This is a genomic window from Dolichospermum sp. UHCC 0315A, from assembly GCF_008121535.1.
GTDB lineage: Bacteria > Cyanobacteriota > Cyanobacteriia > Cyanobacteriales > Nostocaceae > Dolichospermum > Dolichospermum lemmermannii.
The window spans coordinates 4,585,419-4,606,734 of sequence record NZ_CP043056.1; the positions used below are offsets into that span (position 1 = coordinate 4,585,419).

18 protein-coding genes and 1 pseudogene are annotated in these 21,316 nt (G+C 37.7%); 8 read left to right on the plus strand and 11 right to left on the minus strand.

Features of this window, described 5'->3' with window-relative positions:
- Positions 1-130: 130 nt before the first annotated feature.
- From BMF77_RS21740 to BMF77_RS21760, 4 genes are all read left to right on the plus strand, one after another.
- A complete protein-coding gene (locus BMF77_RS21740; protein ID WP_148765777.1) occupies positions 131-2,248 on the plus strand; it encodes a serine/threonine-protein kinase in 2,118 nt (705 codons plus the stop codon).
- Positions 2,249-2,502: 254 nt separating this feature from the next.
- Complete coding sequence (argJ, locus tag BMF77_RS21745; protein ID WP_148765779.1) at positions 2,503-3,744, plus strand: bifunctional ornithine acetyltransferase/N-acetylglutamate synthase; 1,242 nt, start codon at positions 2,503-2,505, stop codon at positions 3,742-3,744.
- Positions 3,745-3,856: 112 nt separating this feature from the next.
- A complete protein-coding gene (locus BMF77_RS21750; protein ID WP_148765781.1) occupies positions 3,857-4,477 on the plus strand; it encodes a Uma2 family endonuclease in 621 nt (206 codons plus the stop codon).
- 750 nt (positions 4,478-5,227) lie between these two features.
- A complete protein-coding gene (locus BMF77_RS21760; protein ID WP_148765783.1) occupies positions 5,228-5,659 on the plus strand; it encodes a hypothetical protein in 432 nt (143 codons plus the stop codon).
- 54 nt (positions 5,660-5,713) lie between these two features.
- Here the strand turns inward: BMF77_RS21760 and BMF77_RS21765 are convergent, their stop codons facing one another.
- From BMF77_RS21765 to upp, 3 genes are all read right to left on the minus strand, one after another.
- On the minus strand, positions 5,714-5,992 hold the full coding sequence (locus tag BMF77_RS21765; protein ID WP_015080346.1) for a YggT family protein: 279 nt from the start codon (positions 5,990-5,992) through the stop codon (positions 5,714-5,716).
- 98 nt (positions 5,993-6,090) lie between these two features.
- Entirely contained in the window at positions 6,091-6,426 is a 336-nt protein-coding gene (locus BMF77_RS21770) for a hypothetical protein (protein ID WP_148767154.1), read from the minus strand.
- 76 nt (positions 6,427-6,502) lie between these two features.
- Complete coding sequence (gene upp, locus BMF77_RS21775) at positions 6,503-7,153, minus strand: uracil phosphoribosyltransferase (protein WP_148765785.1); 651 nt, start codon at positions 7,151-7,153, stop codon at positions 6,503-6,505.
- A gap of 277 nt (positions 7,154-7,430) precedes the next feature.
- Between upp and BMF77_RS21780 the strand changes: the two are divergent.
- Positions 7,431-7,595: pseudogene (locus tag BMF77_RS21780) on the plus strand (FAD-dependent oxidoreductase); the annotation flags it as partial.
- Positions 7,596-8,410: 815 nt separating this feature from the next.
- On the opposite strand, the gene fabG reads toward BMF77_RS21780, so the two are convergent.
- The 6 genes from fabG to BMF77_RS21810 form a co-directional block, all read right to left on the minus strand.
- A complete protein-coding gene (fabG, locus tag BMF77_RS21785) occupies positions 8,411-9,151 on the minus strand; it encodes a 3-oxoacyl-[acyl-carrier-protein] reductase (RefSeq protein WP_148765787.1) in 741 nt (246 codons plus the stop codon).
- A gap of 93 nt (positions 9,152-9,244) precedes the next feature.
- Positions 9,245-11,335, minus strand: coding sequence for a protein kinase (locus BMF77_RS21790; protein ID WP_148765789.1), 2,091 nt, complete (start codon positions 11,333-11,335; stop codon positions 9,245-9,247).
- 168 nt (positions 11,336-11,503) lie between these two features.
- Positions 11,504-13,207, minus strand: a complete 1,704-nt coding sequence (locus BMF77_RS21795) for a serine/threonine-protein kinase (protein ID WP_148765791.1) — start codon at positions 13,205-13,207, stop codon at positions 11,504-11,506.
- Between the two features lie 192 nt (positions 13,208-13,399).
- Positions 13,400-14,314: a methylenetetrahydrofolate reductase gene (locus tag BMF77_RS21800; RefSeq protein WP_148765793.1), complete on the minus strand. Its 915-nt coding sequence runs from the start codon at positions 14,312-14,314 to the stop codon at positions 13,400-13,402.
- A 59-nt stretch (positions 14,315-14,373) separates the two neighbouring features.
- Positions 14,374-15,381: a tryptophan--tRNA ligase gene (trpS, locus tag BMF77_RS21805; protein ID WP_148765795.1), complete on the minus strand. Its 1,008-nt coding sequence runs from the start codon at positions 15,379-15,381 to the stop codon at positions 14,374-14,376.
- A 306-nt stretch (positions 15,382-15,687) separates the two neighbouring features.
- A complete protein-coding gene (locus BMF77_RS21810) occupies positions 15,688-16,071 on the minus strand; it encodes a type II toxin-antitoxin system HigA family antitoxin (protein ID WP_148765797.1) in 384 nt (127 codons plus the stop codon).
- A gap of 159 nt (positions 16,072-16,230) precedes the next feature.
- Between BMF77_RS21810 and BMF77_RS21815 the strand changes: the two genes are divergently transcribed.
- Positions 16,231-17,808, plus strand: coding sequence for a B12-binding domain-containing radical SAM protein (locus BMF77_RS21815; protein WP_148765799.1), 1,578 nt, complete (start codon positions 16,231-16,233; stop codon positions 17,806-17,808).
- Between the two features lie 54 nt (positions 17,809-17,862).
- Here BMF77_RS21815 and BMF77_RS21820 read toward each other — a convergent pair whose 3' ends face one another.
- Positions 17,863-18,267: a type II toxin-antitoxin system VapC family toxin gene (locus BMF77_RS21820; RefSeq protein WP_148765801.1), complete on the minus strand. Its 405-nt coding sequence runs from the start codon at positions 18,265-18,267 to the stop codon at positions 17,863-17,865.
- Positions 18,268-18,270: 3 nt separating this feature from the next.
- Positions 18,271-18,567, minus strand: coding sequence for a hypothetical protein (locus BMF77_RS21825; RefSeq protein WP_148765803.1), 297 nt, complete (start codon positions 18,565-18,567; stop codon positions 18,271-18,273).
- Positions 18,568-19,301: 734 nt separating this feature from the next.
- Between BMF77_RS21825 and BMF77_RS21830 the strand changes: the two genes are divergently transcribed.
- Entirely contained in the window at positions 19,302-19,760 is a 459-nt protein-coding gene (locus tag BMF77_RS21830; protein ID WP_148765805.1) for a phosphate-starvation-inducible PsiE family protein, read from the plus strand.
- A gap of 189 nt (positions 19,761-19,949) precedes the next feature.
- Complete coding sequence (locus tag BMF77_RS21835) at positions 19,950-21,299, plus strand: PrsW family glutamic-type intramembrane protease (RefSeq protein WP_148765807.1); 1,350 nt, start codon at positions 19,950-19,952, stop codon at positions 21,297-21,299.
- Positions 21,300-21,316 lie beyond the last annotated feature (17 nt).

Here is a 21,316-nt window from a genome sequence, read left to right on the forward strand (position 1 = left end):
ATCATCAAAATAACTGGCAATAATATATCTTCTATGCTTGTGAAGTTCCAGGTTAAATATAATTACTAATTGCTGTAGTCAAATCTAGGTTTATTTATAAATTTTATCATGCAGATGCACCATATAGATTATGATCTGCTGTCTAAATCCCGACTGTTCAAATCCTCAAAATCCAAATAATCATCAAATTTGTCAAACTTGTCACACTCCGTTAGTGCCACTTTTGAGAAATCGGTTTCGTGTCATCCGTGTTCTTTCTGATGAAGGTGGATTTGGCAGAACTTATATATCAGAAGATATTGATAAATTAAATGAATTATGTGTAGTTAAACAACTAGCACCAAAATTTCAAGGTACTTGGTCACAAAAAAAAGCAATTCAGCTATTTTCAGAAGAAGCAAGACGACTTCAAGAATTAGGAGAACATCCCCAAATTCCCACATTAATAGCTTATTTTGAACAAGATAATTGTTTATATTTAGTACAACAATTTATTGATGGTCAAAATTTATTTAATGAATTAAAGTCTCGAAGAATTTATAAAGATTGGGATATTCAATCTATTTTATTAGATTTATTACCAATTATCAAATTTGTGCATCAACATGGGGTAATTCATCGTGATATTAAACCAGAAAATATTATTCGTCGAAAATCTGATGGGAGATTAACACTTATTGATTTTGGTTCTTCTAAACAGTTAACTGCACAAGTACAGCGAAAAAATGGTACTTCTATCGGTTCTCATGGTTATTCTCCCATTGAACAAATTAGAGATGGAAAAGCCTATCCTGCAAGTGATTTATTTGGTTTGGGTGCGACTTGTTTTCATCTATTAACAGGAATTTCTCCTTTTCAATTATGGATGGAATATGGTTATGCTTGGGTAGGAAATTGGCGGCATTATTTACGTTTTCCTTTGAGTTTAGAATTAGCAGAAATTATAGATAAGCTACTACAAAAAGAAATACAGGATCGTTATCAATCTGCTGATGAAGTAATTAGAGATTTGATGAAAAAGCATACTCATATTCTACCAGCAGCGAATCATACAATTATAGAATCACCTAGAAAAAATTCTCACCCACATTCATCAAAATATATTTGGGTTAGAAATTTAATTTTCATCTTGGGGATAATTGTTTTTTTGGGATTAGCAGAATCTGGTTATCGAGAATTTCGCAAGTTAAAAACTAATTTTTCTTTTAGTTGGAGTCAACCTCACAATAGTCCACCAATATCTGAAATATCAGCAAAAAAATTATCTTTAGTCAATACTTTTTCTGGACATAAAAGCAAAGTTTTGTCAGTGGTTATGAGTCCAAATGGTAAACTGATTATCAGTAGTGGTGATTGTGAGAAAAGTAGTAATAGTCAATGTCATAATATTAAATTATGGGATGTCATAACAGGTAAAGAAATTACCAGTCTCCAGGGACATTCCCAAAATGTTAATGCAGTAGCTATAACTGCTAATGGGAAAACTTTAGTTAGTGGTAGTGATGATAAAACTATTAAAATTTGGAATTTAGAAACAAATCAATTAATTCACACCTTAAAGAGTCATACTGATGCGATTCATAGTTTAGCTATTAGTAGTGATGGTAAAAATTTAGTTAGTGCTAGTGATGATAAAACTATCAAAATTTGGAATTTAACAACAGGTAAGCTAATTCGTACTTTAATTGGTCATAAATATTGGGTACGTTCTGTAGATATTAGTCCTGATGGTGTCACCTTAGCAAGTGGTAGTTTTGATAAAACTATTAAACTATGGAATATTAATCAAGAAGAACCGATTCAGACTTTAAGTACCAGTTCACAAACAGTCATAGCTGTGGCTTTTAGTCCTAATGGTAAAATTTTAGCAAGTTCCAGCCGCGACCGCACAATTAAATTATGGAATCTACAAACCCTAAAAGAAATTCGGACTCTCATGGTAGAAGATAATAGTGTTAATACTATTGCTTTTAGTCCTGATGGTAAAATTTTAGCAAGTGCTGGACGAAATATTTCTGGAGAACAAATCTATCACACCATTAAACTCTGGAACGTGGCTACAGGAGAGGAAATGCTAACATTGACGGGACATAGTAATGCTGTTATCTCCCTTGCTTTTAGTGCTGACGGGAAGTTTTTAGTTAGTGGTGGTGAAGATAATTTAATTAAAATTTGGCAGATTCCAGTCAATAATGACGAAAATTTTTCCCGTCGAGGTTTGGTACTTGATAAAACTAAATTTCGGTAAGTAGGTGAACGGAAAAAACCAAACTCTGTAAAGAAACGTAAAATCGCTGAAAACTTCTTTACTCTTGCCTCTGGTTACTGAGCGAAGTCGAAGTATTGCCTCTTGCTATAACGACAATTTTCAACGCCAACCAAAAAAAGATTGTCGTCAACAGATAAACTCACTTATAGAGATAAATACTGGACGCTGATATCAAACCAGAGGCGGAAGGTAATTGAGCAGTAAACGTGATATAGATAATTGTGAGCAAAATTATGGCAGACTGGCAAATAATTACTGGTGGTGTGACAGCAGCGCGGGGGTATAAAGCTTCGGGAATTACAGCAGGACTGAAAGCTTCGGGATTACCGGATTTAGCTTTAATTGTATCAGACGTGGAAGCGATCGCCGCAGGTGTATTCACCACTAGCCAAGTTAAAGCAGCCTGTGTAGATTACTGTCGTCAGGTATTACAAGGGAAACATAGCGCTAGAGCCATCCTTTGTAATGCGGGACAAGCTAACGCCGCAACAGGTGAACAAGGGATTAAAGATGCTCAAGAAAGTGCAGATTTATTAGGTCAAGAATTAGGTATTAACCCAGAATCCATTTTATTAGCTTCCACCGGCGTAATTGGTCAACGGATTAAAATGGATATTTTGCGGGGTGGTATCCCCAAAGTAGTTGCAGAACTATCAGAAACAGGTTCAGACGCAGCCGCAGGAGCAATTGTCACCACAGATTTAGTGACAAAATCCATAGCCTTAGAAACCATTATCCATGACCGTCCAGTGCGAATTGGTGGCATTGCGAAGGGTTCAGGGATGATTCACCCCAACATGGCGACAATGTTAGCCTTTGTTACCTGTGATGCAGCAGTCTCTTCTACGCTTTGGCAACAAATGTTAACCAGAGCAGCGGATAGAAGCTTCAATTCTATCACAGTTGACGGTGACACAAGTACAAATGATTGTTTAATTGCTTTAGCAAATGGTCAATCTCGCACCCCAGCAATTACCGAAATGGGGGCAGAGGCACAGAAACTAGAAGCTATGTTAACTTATGTGTGTCAGCATTTGGCGAAAGCGATCGCTCGTGATGGCGAAGGTGCAACTTGTTTAATAGAAGTCCAAGTCACTGGCGCTCACGATGAATTATCAGCCCGCCAAATCGCCAAAACCATTGCCGGGTCATCTTTAGTCAAAGCTGCCATTTTCGGTCATGATCCCAATTGGGGACGGATTGCTGCTGCTGCTGGACGGGCTGGAGTCCCCTTTGAACAAGAAAACCTCTCCGTTAAATTAGGGGATATTTTACTATTTGAAAATGGTCAACCTTTACCCTTTGATAAAGCCGCAGCTAGTGCATATTTAAAAGCAGCAGCTAATGGTGAATATCTGCAATCAGACACGGTGTTAATTTCCGTCGGTGTTGGTAATGGTCATGGAACAGGTCAGGCTTGGGGTTGTGACTTGAGTTATGATTATGTGAAAATTAACGCTGAGTATACGACCTAGAAAAATCGGCGTTGCTGCTTAACTTTTAGTTGCAACGCCAATAGTTCTTAATCTGAGTTGAGGTTTGACAATGCCGCTATAATATTTTTATTATCAGCAATACTCAACAGCCATGATTCAAACTTTATCTAAAGTTACTACCTTTGAAGAATTTGTCGCGGGGCTTCCTGACAATTCCGGGGTACGTTACGAACTACATAATGGGAATATCATTGAAATGGCACAACCAGTAGGAGAACACGAGGAAGTAAAAGGATTTCTAGGCGTAGAAATTCCCTTTGAAATCAAACGACTTGGATTACCCTACGGTATTCCCAACCAAGTTCTAGTTAGACCAGAAGGTAAAGATTCTGGTTATTTTCCAGATGTGTTGGTGCTAAATCGTGAAAATCTGGTAAACGAAAAATTATGGAAAAAAGAATCTATCTTGAGTAATGGTGCATCTATACCTTTGGTGATTGAAGTTGTCTCAACTAATTGGCGTGATGATTACCATTTAAAATATGCTGATTATGAGGAAATGGGAATTTCTGAATATTGGATTGTAGATTATGCAGCTTTAGGTGGCAGGAATTTTATTGGTAATCCTAAACAACCGACAATCTCTGTTTGTAATTTGGTTGATGAAGAATATCAAATTAGTAAGTTTAGAGATCATGAACGGATTATTTCCCAAACTTTTCCTGAATTAAATCTTACCGCAAATCAAATTTTTCAAGCTTCTTTATCATAAAATCATGAATAAATTTTTCTGTCACATAAGTAGGTTGGCGTTGAAAATTGTCGTTATAGCAAGGCAATAGGCAATACTTCGACTTCGCTCAGTAACCAGAGGCAAGAGTAAAGAAGTTTTCAGCGATTTTACGTTTCTTTACACAGTTTTGTTTTATTGTGTTTACCTACTTAGATTGATTATTGGGTAAGAAAACTTCCGTTAATTCGCACGGGTTACATACCATAAATTAACTTATTTGTCAACAGTACATTTTTCTCCCAGTCAACTTCCATAATTTCTTGGCTAATTTTTGTCTAAATCTCTCTCAAAAATTGCTGCTAATTTATGAAGTTTTGTATTATTTCTAGATATTGATTTCTGAAACGACTATAAATAAAGGGTTTTGAGGATCATATTGTCAGACAGATATAAAATTGACAATATAGGGGCAATTATGAAAATCTTCATGATTATAGCAAATCGCCGAAAGTATTGCAAGCTCGTTGCTAAATAAAAATAATTCTCAATTAATTATTAAGAAAATCTAAACTTGAATTGTGATGAGTTATGAATATTAAAAGTATTATTATATTTTTATAAGTTTTAATTATGATTTATTCCTAAAATAGCTTTAGCAGACTTTGATATCTATATCATGTAACACCAAAAATCAATAACTGGAAATTTTAGTCTTTGGGACTCTGCGCCTCTGCGTGAGGTAAAATTGTACTCGTGACATTCGTAAATTTCCAATCAAAGGTGTATTTTATGCGGTTACGCTCAATGCAGTTAATTTTTATAGCAGGACTAATGGGGTTACTTTCCTGGATATGGACACCCACAGCCTTAGCATTAACACAGATTAAACTATCTAATATTTCCTACCACGAATGTCCATCAGAACTCACAAGCGGAGTAGTGGGTAGTAGCGGTTCAAATTCTGCTAGTTGCTTTATAGTTACAGGTAAAGCGGAAAATGGCACTCGTAAAACTGTCTATGATGCGGATATTTTTGGGCGCATATATGATGCTAACGGTGATTCAACCTTACAAAATCGGACCCGTCTGGGTTTAATTGCCGAAGTTCCTCCCGGAGTTAGTGATTTTGAATTTAGAATCACTGTCCCCAGTAATCAACCTTTACCATTACAACTTAAACAATTTAAAGCTGCTGGATTTAGCGGACAAGTGAGAAGATAAGAGTGTAGAGACGTTCCTGGGAACGTCCTTACATTGAAAATCGTAATTTGGGGCTTAAAACCCTTGTACCAAGGTAGCGCGAGCTAAACTATCTAAAACACCACCAACTATGTTCAATGCCAAAAATGCCAGGATAGGGGAGAAATCCATGCCACCCAAGGGGGGAATTATGGAACGAAATAGATTGAGGTAGGGATCACTAATTTGGCTTAGAGCCGCAAATGGTTGACTCGACCAGTCAACAGTAGGAAACCAAGTCAACAAGACTCGAATAATCAGCAAATAGCTGTAAAGGGAGACAAAGGTGGCTAGGGTTGTAATTAGTAAATTCATGGGTAACTTTCCTGTTAAATGTCAAACATAGATTCATGATTGATTTTAATTTAGCTCACGTCGCATTGTGTAGCCAATCAATATAACTAAGGGAAAGCTTAAGAATGCTCATTAACTTCCTGGGATGAGTTGCTGTTGACATTACCTAATTGCTTCCGCACATCATCAATTGTGGCATTAAGTTGGGCAATTTTATCTTCGAGCGATCGCCTGGTTGCTTCTATTTCCAAACTTTCATGAGCAGAAGCTCTCATTTGCCGTTTTTTAGCCCCTGTCTGGCTATCATTTTCCCCAGCAGTTAACCCTTCATTCTCTTCATCTGCAAATTTAGCATCTAAGCGCGAAGTAATCACTGCCCCTAAAACACCACCAACTACACCCCCAATCAATGAACCCAGTAGCAAACCACTAGCAAAACCATCTTGTTGACTCATATTTTTTACCGTCTTCTCGAAAATAAGCAACTTTGACAATACTTTAGCTATTTTCCGACCTTGGCGGCATCCTAGCTCAAGTCCCAAAAATGCGATCGCCCGCATCACCCAACCCTGGTACAATATACCCATGATCATCAAGCGTTTCATCAATAGTAGCGGTGTAAACGATTAAGCCAGGATAGACAGCAGCCAATTTTTTTAACGCTGGGGGAGCAACAACTACAGATATAATCCGAATTAACGCCGGATCAACACCTCTTTGGCTCAATTCCGCCATTACTGCCATTATAGAGCCTCCAGTAGCCAACATCGGCTCAGTAATTAACACCCGCGTTTCGGGGGCAAATCTTTCAGGTAATTTATTTAAATAACAACTAGGCTCTAAAGTTTCTTCATTTCGCACCAAGCCAACATGGTAAATTGATGCCAAAGGCAGTACACCCTGCGCTCCCTCCAACAAGCCTAAACCAGCCCGTAAAATCGGCACAACAGCCACAGGTATGTGAGGATTAATAAAAGTTGCTGAACAGGTAGTCAGAGGCGTTTGCACCGTTGTTTCTTGAGTCGGCAACCACTCCCTAGCAGCTTCATAAGTTAGCCACCTACCCAACTCAGTCATAGCAGAACGAAATAATACTGATGGTGTAGCTACATCACGGGCAACTCCCAACCAGTGCTGAATTAAGGGATGAGGTGGAACATAAACACGGAGTTGTTGCGTCATAGCTAGAAAAGGGCGACTGGATAATTGTCTTTTTACTGGAACATCATAGCAGAATTCACCGAATCAGGAGTCAGGAGTCAGGTTCAAGCCCTACTTAATACTTCATTTCCTGACAACCCGTTATACTTTATTAATAAATTTTCTCATTAATAGTTGACAAAGATTCTCAATCAGAGTTATATTGTTTTCAAATGTTCTCCTCTCTTTAAAGAATCGGCAGGCGGGATTAGTCAGCAGCAGCAGACTTTTCCCTCTTTTTTGGATTAAATTACAAATTATGAGTTCTGAATTATTTGATGTCATTATCATTGGTTCTGGTATTGGTGGTTTAGTGACAGCCACCCAATTAGCAGCCAAAGGTGCCAAAGTTATAGTTTTTGAAAGTTATCTTATTCCCGGTGGTAGTGCTGGTTATTTTCAAACCCACATTCTGCACTTCAATAAGTAGTATACAAAAACTACATTTATGACTAATGAAAAACTATAGCTTTTAAAAATCAAGTAGCCACCAATGAATAAATTATAGACACCAAAAATCCAGCTTTTTTATTATGTTTAAAAAGCTAGTACCGCAGGGCGGAAGTCAAAAGTCAAAAGTCAAAAGTCAAAACTAATATACAGTAGGCTTTTTGGCGATTGAATATGGTTGCTTTATTTACGCCGTGATGTACTAGTAAGACAGTTTAATTGGAATTTTTCAATCAGTTACAGCACTTTCCGGTGTTATGAGGTACATATCCAGCGGGCAAGACTTGTACTGAGCAAGCGATGCCCTGAGCCTGTCGAAGGGTCGAAGTATGCCCGCACTACAAGAGTTTCATGATTCAACTTTGTACCTCATAAGAGCGGAAACCGCTGTAAGTAGGTGAACGGAAAAAACCGTAGACGCGGAGCGGCTTCTCGAAGAGTAATATGTAACGAAAAGTAAAATCGCCCAAACCCTCTTCACTCTTGCCTCTTGCCTCTGGTTACTGAGCGAAGTCGAAGTAGGTTACTGAGCGAAGTCGAAGTATTGCCTCTTGCCTAGTGCCATAACGACGGTTTTCAATGCTAACCTACTTAGTGGGCTTTAAACGACTTTAGCTTTTAGATAGGGAATAAATTCCCTGGCTTGAAGGGACATCAATTTACGTTAAGTTGACACCAATGGCTAAACCCCTACTACTACAAATCCAAGTTTTTTGTAATTTTGCAAAAGTCCATGTCCCAACCATATTTAGTATAACAACTGACCACTGACCACTGACCACTGATAAATTACATCACCATCCCGCCATCAACGTTAAATACTTGCCCTGTGATGTAAGCTGCGGCGGGATCTGATGCTAAAAAGCGCACCATGCCGGCAATTTCTTCTGGTTTACCAAAACGCCCCAGGGGGATATATTGCAGGATGCCGTCAGCTTTAAGATCACTAGTCATGTCGGTGGTAATGAAACCGGGGGCAACGGCATTGACAGTGATGCCACGGGAAGAAAGTTCTTTGGCAACGGTTTTGGTAAAGCCAATTACTCCAGCTTTGGCTGCGCTGTAGTTGGCTTGTCCAGGGTTGCCCATTTGTCCGGCGACGGAAGCGATGTTAATAATCCGCCCCGAACGTTGTTTAAGCATAATTTTACTGACTACTTTTGTACATAGAAATACACCAGTTAAGTTAATATCTATGACTGCTTGCCATTCTTCTAATTTCATTCTTAATAGCAGGGTGTCACGGGTAATACCTGCATTGTTGACCAAGATATCCACGCGCTGGAATTTTTCTAAGGTGGTTTTAATGAGTGTATCTACTTGATTTTCTTGAGAAACATCTGCTTGGAGGGCAATGGCTTCTCCTCCTGCTGCTGTGATTTCTGCTACTACTTCATCTGCTGCGGTGCTAGAACTAGCGTAGTTAACAACTACTTTTGCGCCTTGGGATGCTAGTTGGATAGCGATCGCTCTGCCAATTCCTCTTGATGCACCTGTGACAATTGCAACCTGATCTTTTAATAAACTCACTTGATTTTCCTCAATCTGTGGAGATACCTCGCTAATTATAATTATAATATCTGGCGGTAAGTGGGAAACTCAGGGGCTTTAGCCCTGAGAGTGTCAATAATTACCTTCAGGTGTGGGTGTTTCCGTAGGAATTGGTTCTTCCGTTGGGGTTTCTGAGGGCGTTTCTGTGGGTTCAGGTTCTGGTGGATTTTCTGCTGTTACAGTCAGTTGATAATCTACCGGTTCTGAGGCTGTGGAAACAACAACAAATTCATAAAATCCTTTTTCTGATAATGTTGCAGATATCGTCCGTTTTTGAGAATCTTCTAGCAATGGGTTTTTCCCAGAAGGAGAATAAATTGATAATAAAACTTTTGAATTTGCTTCTAGCTTAACTTCCATATTTTGATCTTTGGCTAGTCCAGCAATAAAAACTTTACCTCTTCCTGGTTGCAAACTTCCACTCACTGTTTTCCCGGTAGCACCTTCAGGAAAGACGATTTTTTCAAATATGCTTTTATCAAGAATAGCGTTAAATTGATCATTGACAAATGCGTACCAAACTTGTCCAATGGGTTGTTTAATAAAACTTTTACCCTTTTGTTCAGGAAATTCATGCAAAAAAGCTGCATCACCTAAATCATATAAAGACCGACTACCAACGTTGATTTTATTAATTTTCAATTGCCAGATTGCGCGTTCATTCCCAGTATAATTGCCCAGTTGACGGCGAGAGTCAGAGGTGATTGCAGATAGCTTTTCTAGAACTTCAGCGGCGGTTTTATCCCATTCTGCCCGTAAACTTTCATCTTCTGGACTATCGCTAAGAATACGCCCTTTTAAATTGGGATTTTTGTCCCGAAAAAGTTGGTTTACGAGTGTAACATAAAATTTATAATTTATACCTAATTCTTCACGGCTATCGCTCAATTTTTGTTTGCGTTGTCTTTCCTCTGGTGAAAAATTAATTTGGGGTTTTATTATTTCCGTGGGATTGGGACTAGATATAATTGTTGAGTTATTTCCCTGTAAATTATTGGTCGGGGTTTTAAATTTCTGCCAATATAAATAACTCCCAATAGTCAAGACAAAGACGAGAATCAAAACATTTGTTCCTGTCCAAATACCTGGTTGGGGAGGAGTGGGAATAATTACAGGTTCAGGAACTGGGGTTGGGGTTTTGGGAGGAGAAACAGCAACAGTTGCAGATGTGGGGGGTTGAGTTTGCTGATAGCTAACACTTTGAGGGTTCAGGACTTGGAGAAGTTGACGGGCTGTTTGATAGCGATTGCTTGCAACTGGTGATAACATTTTATCTATAATTTGTCCAAATGCGGAACTGAGACTGACTTCCCGCCGCCATTGCCAACTAAAATTATAAGTATCAATTAATTCCTGGGGCTGTTTACCTGTCAGTAAAACTAACATTGTCACAGCTAAAGCATATAAATCACTGCTGGTAGACACCACACCTGTTTGCATTTGTTCTGGTGGTGCAAATCCTATTTTTCCCAATAATGTGCCATTGATAGGAGAGGCAATTGCCCCTGTTTGGTAATATTGAGAAGCGACGGTTGCGGCTACTTGTTTAACACCTCCAAAATCAATTAACACAGGTAATTGATCACTACTACGAAGCATTAAATTATCAGGAGAAATATCACGATGAATAACACCAAGGGAGTGAATATATGCCAATACTGGTAAAATTTGCTGTAATAACTGGTAAATTTCTGCTTCTGTAAATTTTAAACCCTGTTTTTTACGACTATTTAACAAAGAATTATAAGTTTCACCATCTACATAATCTTGAACTAAAAAAAGACTTTCTTCCCCTTGTAAATTAAGGCATAATAGTTCCCGAAACCGGGGAATTTGAGGATGTTGTAATTTATAAAGAACACTTGCTTCTCGTTGAAAAAGTTCTTCTGCTTTTTGAAGAACATAACGAGTTTGTACTTGGGGAGAGAATTCTTTTAAAACACAAGCTTCTCGAAAGCGGTTAATATCTTCCGCTAAATAAGTTTTGCCAAATCCTCCTTGGCCAATTTGTCGAATAATAACATAGCGATCGCCTAAAGTTTGCCCTGGTTGAATCCCCTGATTTCCAGATGTCGGTACATTAGCAATTTTGTCTCCACATTGGAGACAAAACCTACTACCAGACGGATTTTGATGCCCTTGAGAACAATAAATATTAGTCATTGGTCAGTTGTCAGTTGTCAGTTGTTAGTAGGGGCGAAGCATTTGGAAGATAAATTATCGGTCATTGCCAAAAATAGTTCTCCAAATGCTTCGCCCGTACAGTTGTTAGTTGTCAGTTGTTAGTTCTGACAAATTACCCATTACCCATTACCCATTACCCATTACCTATTACTTATTCTCTACTTTATCAGATGCGATCGCATACCAAATTTGCAGAAAAGTTTTTTGATTTAGTTTCCCACGTTCTTGACCAGGAAACAATGGTTCAAATGTTTGATATGTATCTGCGCGTAAATCCTGGAAAGATTTATACTTACCCAATCTTCCAGCTTTAGCAAGTTGTTCCCAGCGTTGAGAATCTTGTTGACTATAACTACCTATTTTCTTTCTAGCAGTTTCACTTAAATTAGCCTTTTCTATATGATTTAACAACTGATCTGCAACATGATTCCATTGTTCCCGCAAAGCAGCATCTGCCGGTTTCTCAGTTAACTGACGTTTATTTAATTCTGGTTTTTGGGTATAGAAAACTTCATTAACTGTATTATTAAAAAAATTCGCAGAAATTTCTAGCTTTTGCACACGACTGGAAATTTGCTGAATACTGCGTTTACCATTATTCCCATTTCCAGAATTATTAATAGATGGAATTTGAGGAACTTCAATTTGAGGAACTGTAATTGATGTTATCCCCTTAACTGCAAAATTTCCTAAAGCGAATACACCAGCGCCTGTTAACAATATTCCCGTAGTCATAATAAAGCTAACAGTAAAAGGCCGCAACCATATTGGTATCGGAATTTTCTGGACAAATAATGTCGTTTTGTTGTGGACACCACTATGAAGAGTCCGAGCGCGTTTTATACCTGGTGCTACCACCTCTGTTTTTAACTTAGTAATATAAGGATGGGGATTATTAGGAGTTTGCATAGTCTGTGGTGTAGATGAAAGAGATGGTAAAGGTAAATCTTTAATAACTTGTTCGGCTTTTTGATAGCGATCGCTCGGTTTATATGCCAACATCTTTTTGAAGACAGCCTCTAATTTGGGGCTAACCTTAATTTCCTGACCCCAAAACCAAACGCCATTATAGCTATCATAAAGTAAATTTGGTTCTTTCCCCGTGATCAATACTAAAGCCGTCACTGCTAGAGAATAAAAATCACTGCTTTTATAGACTTTTCCCTGAAGTAACTGTTCTTCAGGTGCGTATCCCTTTTTACCTAATAAAGTTGCATTTACAGCCAATTGTGTCCGCCAAAAACCCTGATCAGCTGGTAACTGTTTGACACCGCCAAAATCAATCAACACAGGTAAATTATCACTTTGACGTAAAATCAAATTATCCGGGGAAATGTCGCGGTGAACTATATCTAGAGAATGAATATAAGTCAAAATTGGGAGAATATTGTGCAGTAAATTAATAACCTCCTCTTCACTAAAAGACTTTCCCTGACTTTGACGCTGTGTAAATAATTGGTCATAATTATCACCCTCAATATAATCTTGCACCAAAAAGAAAAAATCCTTAGTCCCAATTTTTGCCTGAAAAGAAGCGTGAAAACGTGGAATTTGGGGATGTTGGATTTTTTTCAGGACATTTGCTTCTCGTTCAAACAGTTCCTTTGCTTTTTCTAACTCCTGCGGTTTGACAATATTGGGGGCAAATTCCTTTAAAACGCAGGTTTTACGAGATTTTTGCCGATCAATCGCTAAATAACTGCGGCCAAAACCACCTTGTCCCAATATTCGCGCAATTTCATAACGATTATCAATAACTTGTCCCACACTCAAAGGTAATGCTTCACCGCAATGAGTACAAAAACGATGACTACCATTATTTATGTGTTGTTGACTGCAATATATTTGCATGGTATTGGAGGATAAATGGGAAGTTATCAATGACTACAAAAGGAGAAAGCTAATTTACGTTTTCATCAATGTTTTGCGTTCTCAATGTTTGGACAAAACTGAATTTGCTGGTTTTCAAAACTGTAAGCTGTTACGCAGCTAAATTTGATCATCCTAATTTAGTAGGGGTAATTCATGAATTACCCCTACAGGCTAACTAACCTTTTCGACCCCCGCTAAATCCAAAATCGGTGCAATCAAATCTTCCCGCTTTACCGCCATCAGATGCACACCCTGACACAATCCTCGCGCAATCTGCACTTGTTCGGCGGCAATTTTCATTCCTTCTTCGAGAGGATGTTTCGCTTTTGCTAACCTCTCAATAATGTGTTCAGGAATATTCACACCGGGAACAGCTTTATTAATAAACTGGGCATTTTTTGCCGATTTCAACAGAAAAATTCCCGCCAGAATTGGTTTATTGTAACCTACAGCAATTTTATCCATGAACTTTTCTAATATTTCAAAATCAGTAATTAATTGACTTTGAAAAAATTGCGCCCCGGCTACTATCTTCTTTTCAAACCGACTTTGTAAACCTGACCAACTTTGAGATTGAGGATCTACTGCTGCACCGGCAAATAAATCTAATGCGCCATCAGTGAGAGGTTTCTCATTAAAATCAACGCCCTGATTCATGTTTCTAATTAACTGCAATAACCGCACAGCTTCTAAATCAAAAACGGCTTTTGCTTGAGGATGATCTCCTGCTTTTACAGGGTCGCCAGTTAAAGCTAAAATGTTGCGGATACCCAAAGCATGAGCACCCATTAAATCTGCTTGTAATCCAATTCTATTCCGATCACGGCAAGCAAATTGACAAATCGGCTCAATCCCATTTTGCAATAAAATTACCGAGGCTACCAACGAAGACATCCGCATTACAGCACGGCTACCATCAGTAATATTGACAGCATGAACCCTTCCCTTAAGAGTCGCCGCCATTGCAAGCATCTGGACTGGATCTCCTCCCTTGGGAGGTGCAACTTCGGCGGTAATTAAAAATTCACCTGCAAGGGCGGCTTTACGGAAGTTATTAAAAGCACTAAAGCTATGGGTATCCTGCATAACATTATAATTTTGGTTTGCTAATCAGGTAAAACATCAGACACCTAAAAGCTTAAACCTTAAAGAGGAACAGTGAAACCCAAAGCAGCTTTAACATCTGCTAAAGTTTGATTAGCGATCGCTCTGGCTTTCTCCCCACCATCCCGCAACACTGACTCTAAATAACCCTTATCCGCCATTACCTCCTGATATTTGTCCTGAATCGGCTTTAAAGCATGAATCGCTGTTTCTGTCAATAAAGGTTTGAATTGTCCCCAACCCATATCTGCACATTCAACCGCTACCTCTTCCTTGGTTTTTCCAGCCAGTAGGGTATACAGAGTTAATAAATTATGGCATTCTGGGCGTTCTGAATCATCAAAGGTTAAACCCCTCACTAAATCAGTTTTACAGCGTTTAATCTTCTTAGTAATCTCCTCTGGTGAGTCTAAAATATTAATTCGGCTTAACTCTGAAGGATCGGATTTTGACATCTTCCGGGTTCCATCTGTCAAACTCATCACCCTTGCACCTTCCTTTCTAATTAAAGGATCTGGTAATTTTAATACAGGTGCTTTTTTCGCAAATTGGTGATTAAACCTATTGACGATATCTCGCGTTAGTTCTAAATGTTGCTTTTGATCTTCACCTACTGGCACTTTATCAGCTTGATAAAGGAGAATATCCGCCGCCATGAGTACGGGATAATCTAACAAACCAACACCGACATTTTCCCCTTGTTTAACGGCTTTTTCCTTAAACTGAATCATATCTTGCAACCAGTTCAGGGGGGTAATGCAATTTAGCAACCAAGTCAGTTCACTGTGTGCGGAAACGTGAGACTGGACAAAGATGTGAGAATGCTGTAAATCAATGCCACAGGCTAAATATAATGCAGCAATATTGTAAGTATCAGCCGCTAAAGTGGCGGGATTATGCGGTACAGTGATGGCGTGTAAATCTACCACACAAAAGAAATTTTCATACTGGTCTTGAATTTCTACCCAGTTGCGAATCGCACCTAAATAGTTACCTAAGTGTAAATTACCAGTTGGTTGAACTCCCGACAGAACGCGCTGCTTACCCATAATTATCCGTTATTTATCTCCTCTTCCCCGCTTTGTAAATGGGGCGGTTACAAGACTCATTTTAGTAGTGATTGGGGATTAGTGATGAGGTTAATGAAAAGTATCTTTTCTCTTTTCTCGACTTTTGCCAGAAGTTTATAGAATTACGCGGTAAGTGTAAAACTCAGTTAAGTAGAACGGCTTGAATAATTCAAAGTTTGTAGTGAGGAATTTATTCCTCATTTGAGGGCTGAAGCCCTTACTACGAAATCATCTCCAGATTTTTTACATTACTTAATCTACTTTGATTTATTTTCGTCTACTTACTTATGCAACTAAATAAGTAGGATAAATTTGAAAAAAAACAGCTAAATCTTGAATTTGGTTTGCTGTTAATTGGCGTTTACCATTAAGAATATCTAAAACTATTGATTCACTTTGTAAGATAGAAGTTAAATCTTTTGGTTGCAGATTAGATTCTTCTAACAAAGCTTGAAGAAGTGGAATACCTGTTAAGGTAGGTATTATTTCATGTTGTTGTTCATAATTATAAACAAGAGTACCAAGAACCCTGAGATAGTCCCTATCATCTTGTGTAATATTTCTTTGATCTAAAATCGAATTGATTTGATTTTCGGTAGCAATTAATTCTTGCTCATTGGTAATTATTTGCATATAGTAGTGATTGAGAATTTTTAAACTACTTATCATTTTTCAGTTATCCTTATTCTCTTATATTATTTGCTTTGTTGCTTGAGTATAAAACTAAAAGAATCTGTACCTCCAGAGAGATAAAAACCAACTGACCTAACTTTTATACTTCAGACTAAATAGGTTTTGATCAAAACACAACTCAGGGGAATATGCTTAATGAAAGCTTTATTAATCTGGCCGATAATGCCTAATTCATTCTGGTCTTATCAGGAAACCATTGATTTAGCTGGGTTACGTGCCACCAATCCCCCATTAGGTTTAATCACTGTTGCAGCGATGTTACCGAGTGATTGGGAATTCAGATTGAGCGATCGCAATGTCCGTCTAGAAACAGATGCAGATTGGGAATGGTGCGATATAGTCATCATCTCGGCAATGATTATCCAAAAACAGGATTTTGGCGACTTAATTAGAAAAGGCAAAAAGTTAGGTAAAAAAGTCGCAGTGGGGGGACCATTTGCCACATCTGTACCAGAATTTGTTCTCGAAGCCGGCGCAGATTATTTAATTTTAGATGAAGGGGAAATCACTATTCCCATGTTTGTAGAGGCGTTAGAAAAGGGAGAAGAAAAGGGGATTTTCCGCGCTACAGAAAAACCAGATGTTACCACAACGCCTTTACCCCGATTTGATTTATTAGACTTAAATGCTTATATAGCAATGACGGTGCAATTTTCGCGGGGTTGTCCATTTCAATGTGAATTTTGCGATATTATTACCCTTTTTGGCCGCAAGCCCCGGACAAAAACACCTGAACAAATTCTTGCAGAATTGGATGTTTTGTATAAAATGGGTTGGTGGCGTTATGTGTTTATTGTTGATGATAACTTTATTGGCAATAAACGCAATGCTAAAGTCTTTTTAAGGGCATTAATTCCCTGGATGGAAGAACGTAATTATCCTTTTGCTTTATTAACAGAAGCTTCTTTGAATTTAGCTGAAGATGATGAGTTACTAGAATTAATGGTAAAAGCTGGTTTTGTCCAGGTATTCATGGGAATTGAAACTCCTGACGTAGATAGTCTAGTAGGAATTAATAAACCACAAAATACTCGCAGTTCCTTAGTTGAATCTTGCCATAAAATTACCAAAGCCGGATTACAAATTATGTCTGGTTTTATCTTAGGATTTGATGGGGAAAAACCAGGCGCAGGTAAACGGATTCAAGAGTTTGTGGAAGCAACTTGTATTCCCCAAGCTCATCTTAACTTATTGCAAGCATTACCGAATACAGCTATGTGGACTCGCTTGCAAAAAGAAGGACGGTTAAGGGATGGTTTAGGTGAATTTATGGGTTCTCAAAAAGCCTTAATGAATTTTGTTCCCACTCGGCCAATGTCGGAAATTGCGGAGGAGTTTATTGATACTTTTTGGAATTTGTATGAACCTATGCCATACCTGAAACGGACTTTTCGCCATTTTATGATGATGGAAGGTTGGCGAGCTAAATATCAACGGACTTTAACAAAATCAGAGTTTCAATTTTTAATGTCTATTTGTTGGCGACAGGGAATGCTCCGTTCTACACGGTTTGTTTTTTGGCAGCAATTAATAACAATGGCACGGCAGAAACCTCATCTATTATATGATTATTTAATTGCTTTGGGTACAGGTGAACATTTTTTCAAGTTCCGTCATGAGGTAAAGGCAGAAATAGAATCGGAATTAGCAGAATTCCAGCAGCATGAACAGGAGCAAGAAGCAATAAATTTACAGTTAGAACCTGTGAGTTAAGTAGCTCCTTAATACCCAGATCCCCGACTTCTTAAAGAAGGTGGGGATCTATTTCTATTCCTGCAACCAATTTTCTAAACTTAATCCTTCAACTCTCAATAAATCACTATCATTAGAAACAAGAATAAAATCTTTAATAATAGCAGTTGCAGCAATTAAAATATCCTCTGTTTGGATTGGTAATCCTCTTAACCTGAGATTTGCATGAATTTCTGCCGCTTTTTCTAAAATCGCTAAATCATCCAAGAAAATGATTTCAAAATCCCTACAAAAATCATCAAATCTTTCTAATTGTTTACTTGCTTTTACTGCAAACAAACCTCTTTTAACCTCAAAATAAGTAATGCAACTAATAGATATTAATTCTTCTTGTGAACGTAATTCTTCTAATCTTTCCTTAATTATGAGATTATTTTTGATAGCAAAAGAAACTATGTTGGTATCTAATAAATAAGTCATTTTTTATTTCCTTTTAACTGCTTCGTCAAAAATAGCTATTTGTTCAGGAGTTAAATCATCTAACAATCCTGACAGCATTTCTACAGACAAAATACCGCTACAACGTTTTTTTAAGTCTTGATCTTCCATAATATTAAACTCCTCAATAGATAAATTTTTCTGAAATATGTTACATAAATGCTGAATCATTTCCTCATCATTCAGTTCTTCTTTAAACAAAGGACGTTCTTCCATTAAAATAGCCACAATTTTCTCAATTCTGCTGATCATGGATTCTTGTTGAAGTTCTGTTGATAACATAATATTTCCTCCAGAAAAATGTAAATGATATTCAGGTATGTTATTTATTGTAGCATTTTTTAGTTTTGTGATGTCTGTTTATTACTCCAGTGTTAATTTTTGAGTAATAGATTGTGTCAGATTTTGAATTTAATTGTTTTATGATTAAGTTTTGTATATGATGCAGTTTAATCATTAGTATACTGTACAGGCGCACAATTTTGGAACATTGAGATTCATCTACGTAATGCTGCTACTTTAGGTATTGTTGATAATCAGTGGCTAGAAATGCGATCGCAGTGATCGCCAAAGGCATCACGTCGTGGTAAAACTAAGTTTCCATTCAGTCTTGACAATGGTAAGCTTTTAACTATATTCATAAATGAGGAATTCACAATTTAACCTATAGTTAATCATCAATAGTTATGATTATTTTTTTAGATACCTCAATTCTTAAATCATGATCAGGATTAATTTTAAAATACAAGTGATAAACTATAGGAACTGTCAATGATATTTGATAGTTTGCGTGGCGTAGCCATAAAAATTCAAGTATTATCCGGTGGGTAATGCCCACCCTACGGATATTTCCAAAATCAAATATCAGTCCTATATTACTTTGAAAAGCACTTTCTTAAACTGCAAAGTTTGTGAAAAGAGAAAATATATTATGCTTTTTTATCCTTGAGATTTATCTACAGGATTTTTGTTTTATCTTCGTAATTTCCAAATTAATTTTAATCAAGGAGGATCAAATGAGAAAATTCATTAAAAGCTTTCTAGAACTTACCAGTGATAAAAGCTTCATGCACATGATTGAAGTTATTGAGGTAATAGTGGCAAAATTACTATCTCTACTTATGGTATTGGTAATTTTTGCAACACTTGGTGATTTAGCAATATTTATTTTTAAGGAAATACTTTCTCCACAAGAAGGTAGTTTTAGCAAGACATTGTTTCAAACTTTCGGTTTATTTCTCAATGTTTTAATTGCTTTAGAAATACTAGAAAATATTACTGGCTATCTCAAAAAGCAAGTTTTACAAGTTGAACTAGTTATTGTTACTTCTTTAATTGCTATTGCCAGAAAAATTATTATTCTTGACGTGAAAGTTACTGAAGGTATCGAAATTATCGGTTTAGGTATTGCGATTCTTTCTTTATCAATTAGTTATTTGATAATTCGGAGTAGTAATTCTCAAAAAGGGAATTAAATGCGGATTATTGCTATTAATCTATTATTTTTTTCAATTTTGTATTTTGAATGGGAGTAATGGTTAGAGAAGCTATGGTATATTCAGAGGTGGTGCGGCCGTGAACATGGCTAAAATTAACTCTACTACCACAAAATCTGATCGCGTGGCATCAGCCAGAGAATTTGTTTAGACACACTCAGTAACTCGATGACAGGCAAAAACGCAACACAGAATGCATTTCTGCGGTTGGTGTCCAGTAAGGTCGAAGTTTCCGAGTCAGCATCTCGCTACTCGTTGCTTCCTGGTAAAGAAATGGTAATTGGACGTGACCCCATCTGCCAAATTGTCTTGGATGCCATGATATACCGGATGGTATCTCGTCGTCATGCGGTAGTTCGTCCCCTTTCTTTAGCGACCAATAGCGGTTGTAGCTGGGTAATTTGTGATTTAAATAGCGCCAATGGCACTTTTTTAAATGGAGAACACTTAAAAGGATGTCAAGAATTACATTTAGGCGATCGCATTTCCCTTGGCGCTGATGGACCACAATTTATTTTTGAGTATGAAGTTATTGCTCAAAAAACGATAATTAATGTGAGTAAAGCGACAGTATTATCATCTATCAATAACCAAAGTCTGTCATCAAAGCAGGATTCTGTAAGCTTCACACAATTGTTTCCTATTATCTCTACTGGTAAGGATTTAACTCGCAAAGCCTACCTGATCCCAGGAATCCTCACGGTAGTTTTTGTGGTGTTAATGTTTGCTAGTGTGGGTCATCCTCAAGCCAATCAAGTAATTGTCGGATCTTATATCGCTTTTGCGGCTTACTACTTTGTTTATCAATTATGTGGTAAGTCTAAGCCTTGGTGGGTACTCATAGCTGCGGCACTGAGTACAATGTTAATTTTGCTGAGTCCTCTATTAGATTTATTCATCAAAGTATTCCGAGATATCTTACCTGGGACTTTAGATACGACATCTCCAGATGGTATTACCTTCACCGAATTATTCGTACGGATGTTTTTTGGGGCGGGGTTAATGGAGGAGTTGCTGAAAATACTACCAGTATTAGGGGCATATTGGATTGGAAATTCCTTACCTTCACCTTGGCGAGAACGGATTGGGGTTTGGGAACCCTTAGATGGCATTCTCCTGGGTACAGCTTCCGCTGTGGGCTTTACCTTACTAGAAACCCTTGGTCAATATGTCCCCTTAATTTCCCAAAATTCTGGTCAATCAGTGGGTTTACAGTTACTTATTCCCCGCATTTTAGGTTCTGTGGCTGGACACATGGCCTACAGTGGATACTTAGGCTATTTTGTTGGTTTGGCTGTGTTAAAACCCCTGAAAGGAAAGCAAATTCTCTCTGTGGGTTATTTGAGTGCTTCTGCACTTCACGCTTTATGGAATGCCACAGGTTCGATTAATGCTTTTTTCTTGGTGGTAGTTGGTGTTTTGTCCTATGCTTTTCTCATGGCAGCCATTCTCAAAGCCAGGGTATTATCACCAACAAGATCAAAAAACTTTGCAACCCGGTTTCTCGACCCAAAATAGCAGATAGCAGGGACAGG

What these genes read in the sequence shown, in the direction of transcription:
- BMF77_RS21740 (WP_148765777.1), top strand. Translation starts at nt 131, where the DNA reads ATGATCTGCTGTCTAAATCCCGACTGTTCAAATCCTCAAAATCCAAAT.
- argJ (WP_148765779.1), top strand. Translation starts at nt 2,503, where the DNA reads ATGGCAGACTGGCAAATAATTACTGGTGGTGTGACAGCAGCGCGGGGG.
- BMF77_RS21750 (WP_148765781.1), top strand. Translation starts at nt 3,857, where the DNA reads ATGATTCAAACTTTATCTAAAGTTACTACCTTTGAAGAATTTGTCGCG.
- BMF77_RS21760 (WP_148765783.1), top strand. Translation starts at nt 5,228, where the DNA reads ATGCGGTTACGCTCAATGCAGTTAATTTTTATAGCAGGACTAATGGGG.
- BMF77_RS21765 (WP_015080346.1), bottom strand. Translation starts at nt 5,992, where the DNA reads ATGAATTTACTAATTACAACCCTAGCCACCTTTGTCTCCCTTTACAGC.
- BMF77_RS21770 (WP_148767154.1), bottom strand. Translation starts at nt 6,426, where the DNA reads ATGAGTCAACAAGATGGTTTTGCTAGTGGTTTGCTACTGGGTTCATTG.
- upp (WP_148765785.1), bottom strand. Translation starts at nt 7,153, where the DNA reads ATGACGCAACAACTCCGTGTTTATGTTCCACCTCATCCCTTAATTCAG.
- BMF77_RS21790 (WP_148765789.1), bottom strand. Translation starts at nt 11,335, where the DNA reads ATGACTAATATTTATTGTTCTCAAGGGCATCAAAATCCGTCTGGTAGT.
- BMF77_RS21795 (WP_148765791.1), bottom strand. Translation starts at nt 13,207, where the DNA reads ATGCAAATATATTGCAGTCAACAACACATAAATAATGGTAGTCATCGT.
- BMF77_RS21800 (WP_148765793.1), bottom strand. Translation starts at nt 14,314, where the DNA reads ATGCAGGATACCCATAGCTTTAGTGCTTTTAATAACTTCCGTAAAGCC.
- trpS (WP_148765795.1), bottom strand. Translation starts at nt 15,381, where the DNA reads ATGGGTAAGCAGCGCGTTCTGTCGGGAGTTCAACCAACTGGTAATTTA.
- BMF77_RS21810 (WP_148765797.1), bottom strand. Translation starts at nt 16,071, where the DNA reads ATGATAAGTAGTTTAAAAATTCTCAATCACTACTATATGCAAATAATT.
- BMF77_RS21815 (WP_148765799.1), top strand. Translation starts at nt 16,231, where the DNA reads ATGAAAGCTTTATTAATCTGGCCGATAATGCCTAATTCATTCTGGTCT.
- BMF77_RS21820 (WP_148765801.1), bottom strand. Translation starts at nt 18,267, where the DNA reads ATGACTTATTTATTAGATACCAACATAGTTTCTTTTGCTATCAAAAAT.
- BMF77_RS21825 (WP_148765803.1), bottom strand. Translation starts at nt 18,567, where the DNA reads ATGTTATCAACAGAACTTCAACAAGAATCCATGATCAGCAGAATTGAG.
- BMF77_RS21830 (WP_148765805.1), top strand. Translation starts at nt 19,302, where the DNA reads ATGAGAAAATTCATTAAAAGCTTTCTAGAACTTACCAGTGATAAAAGC.
- BMF77_RS21835 (WP_148765807.1), top strand. Translation starts at nt 19,950, where the DNA reads ATGACAGGCAAAAACGCAACACAGAATGCATTTCTGCGGTTGGTGTCC.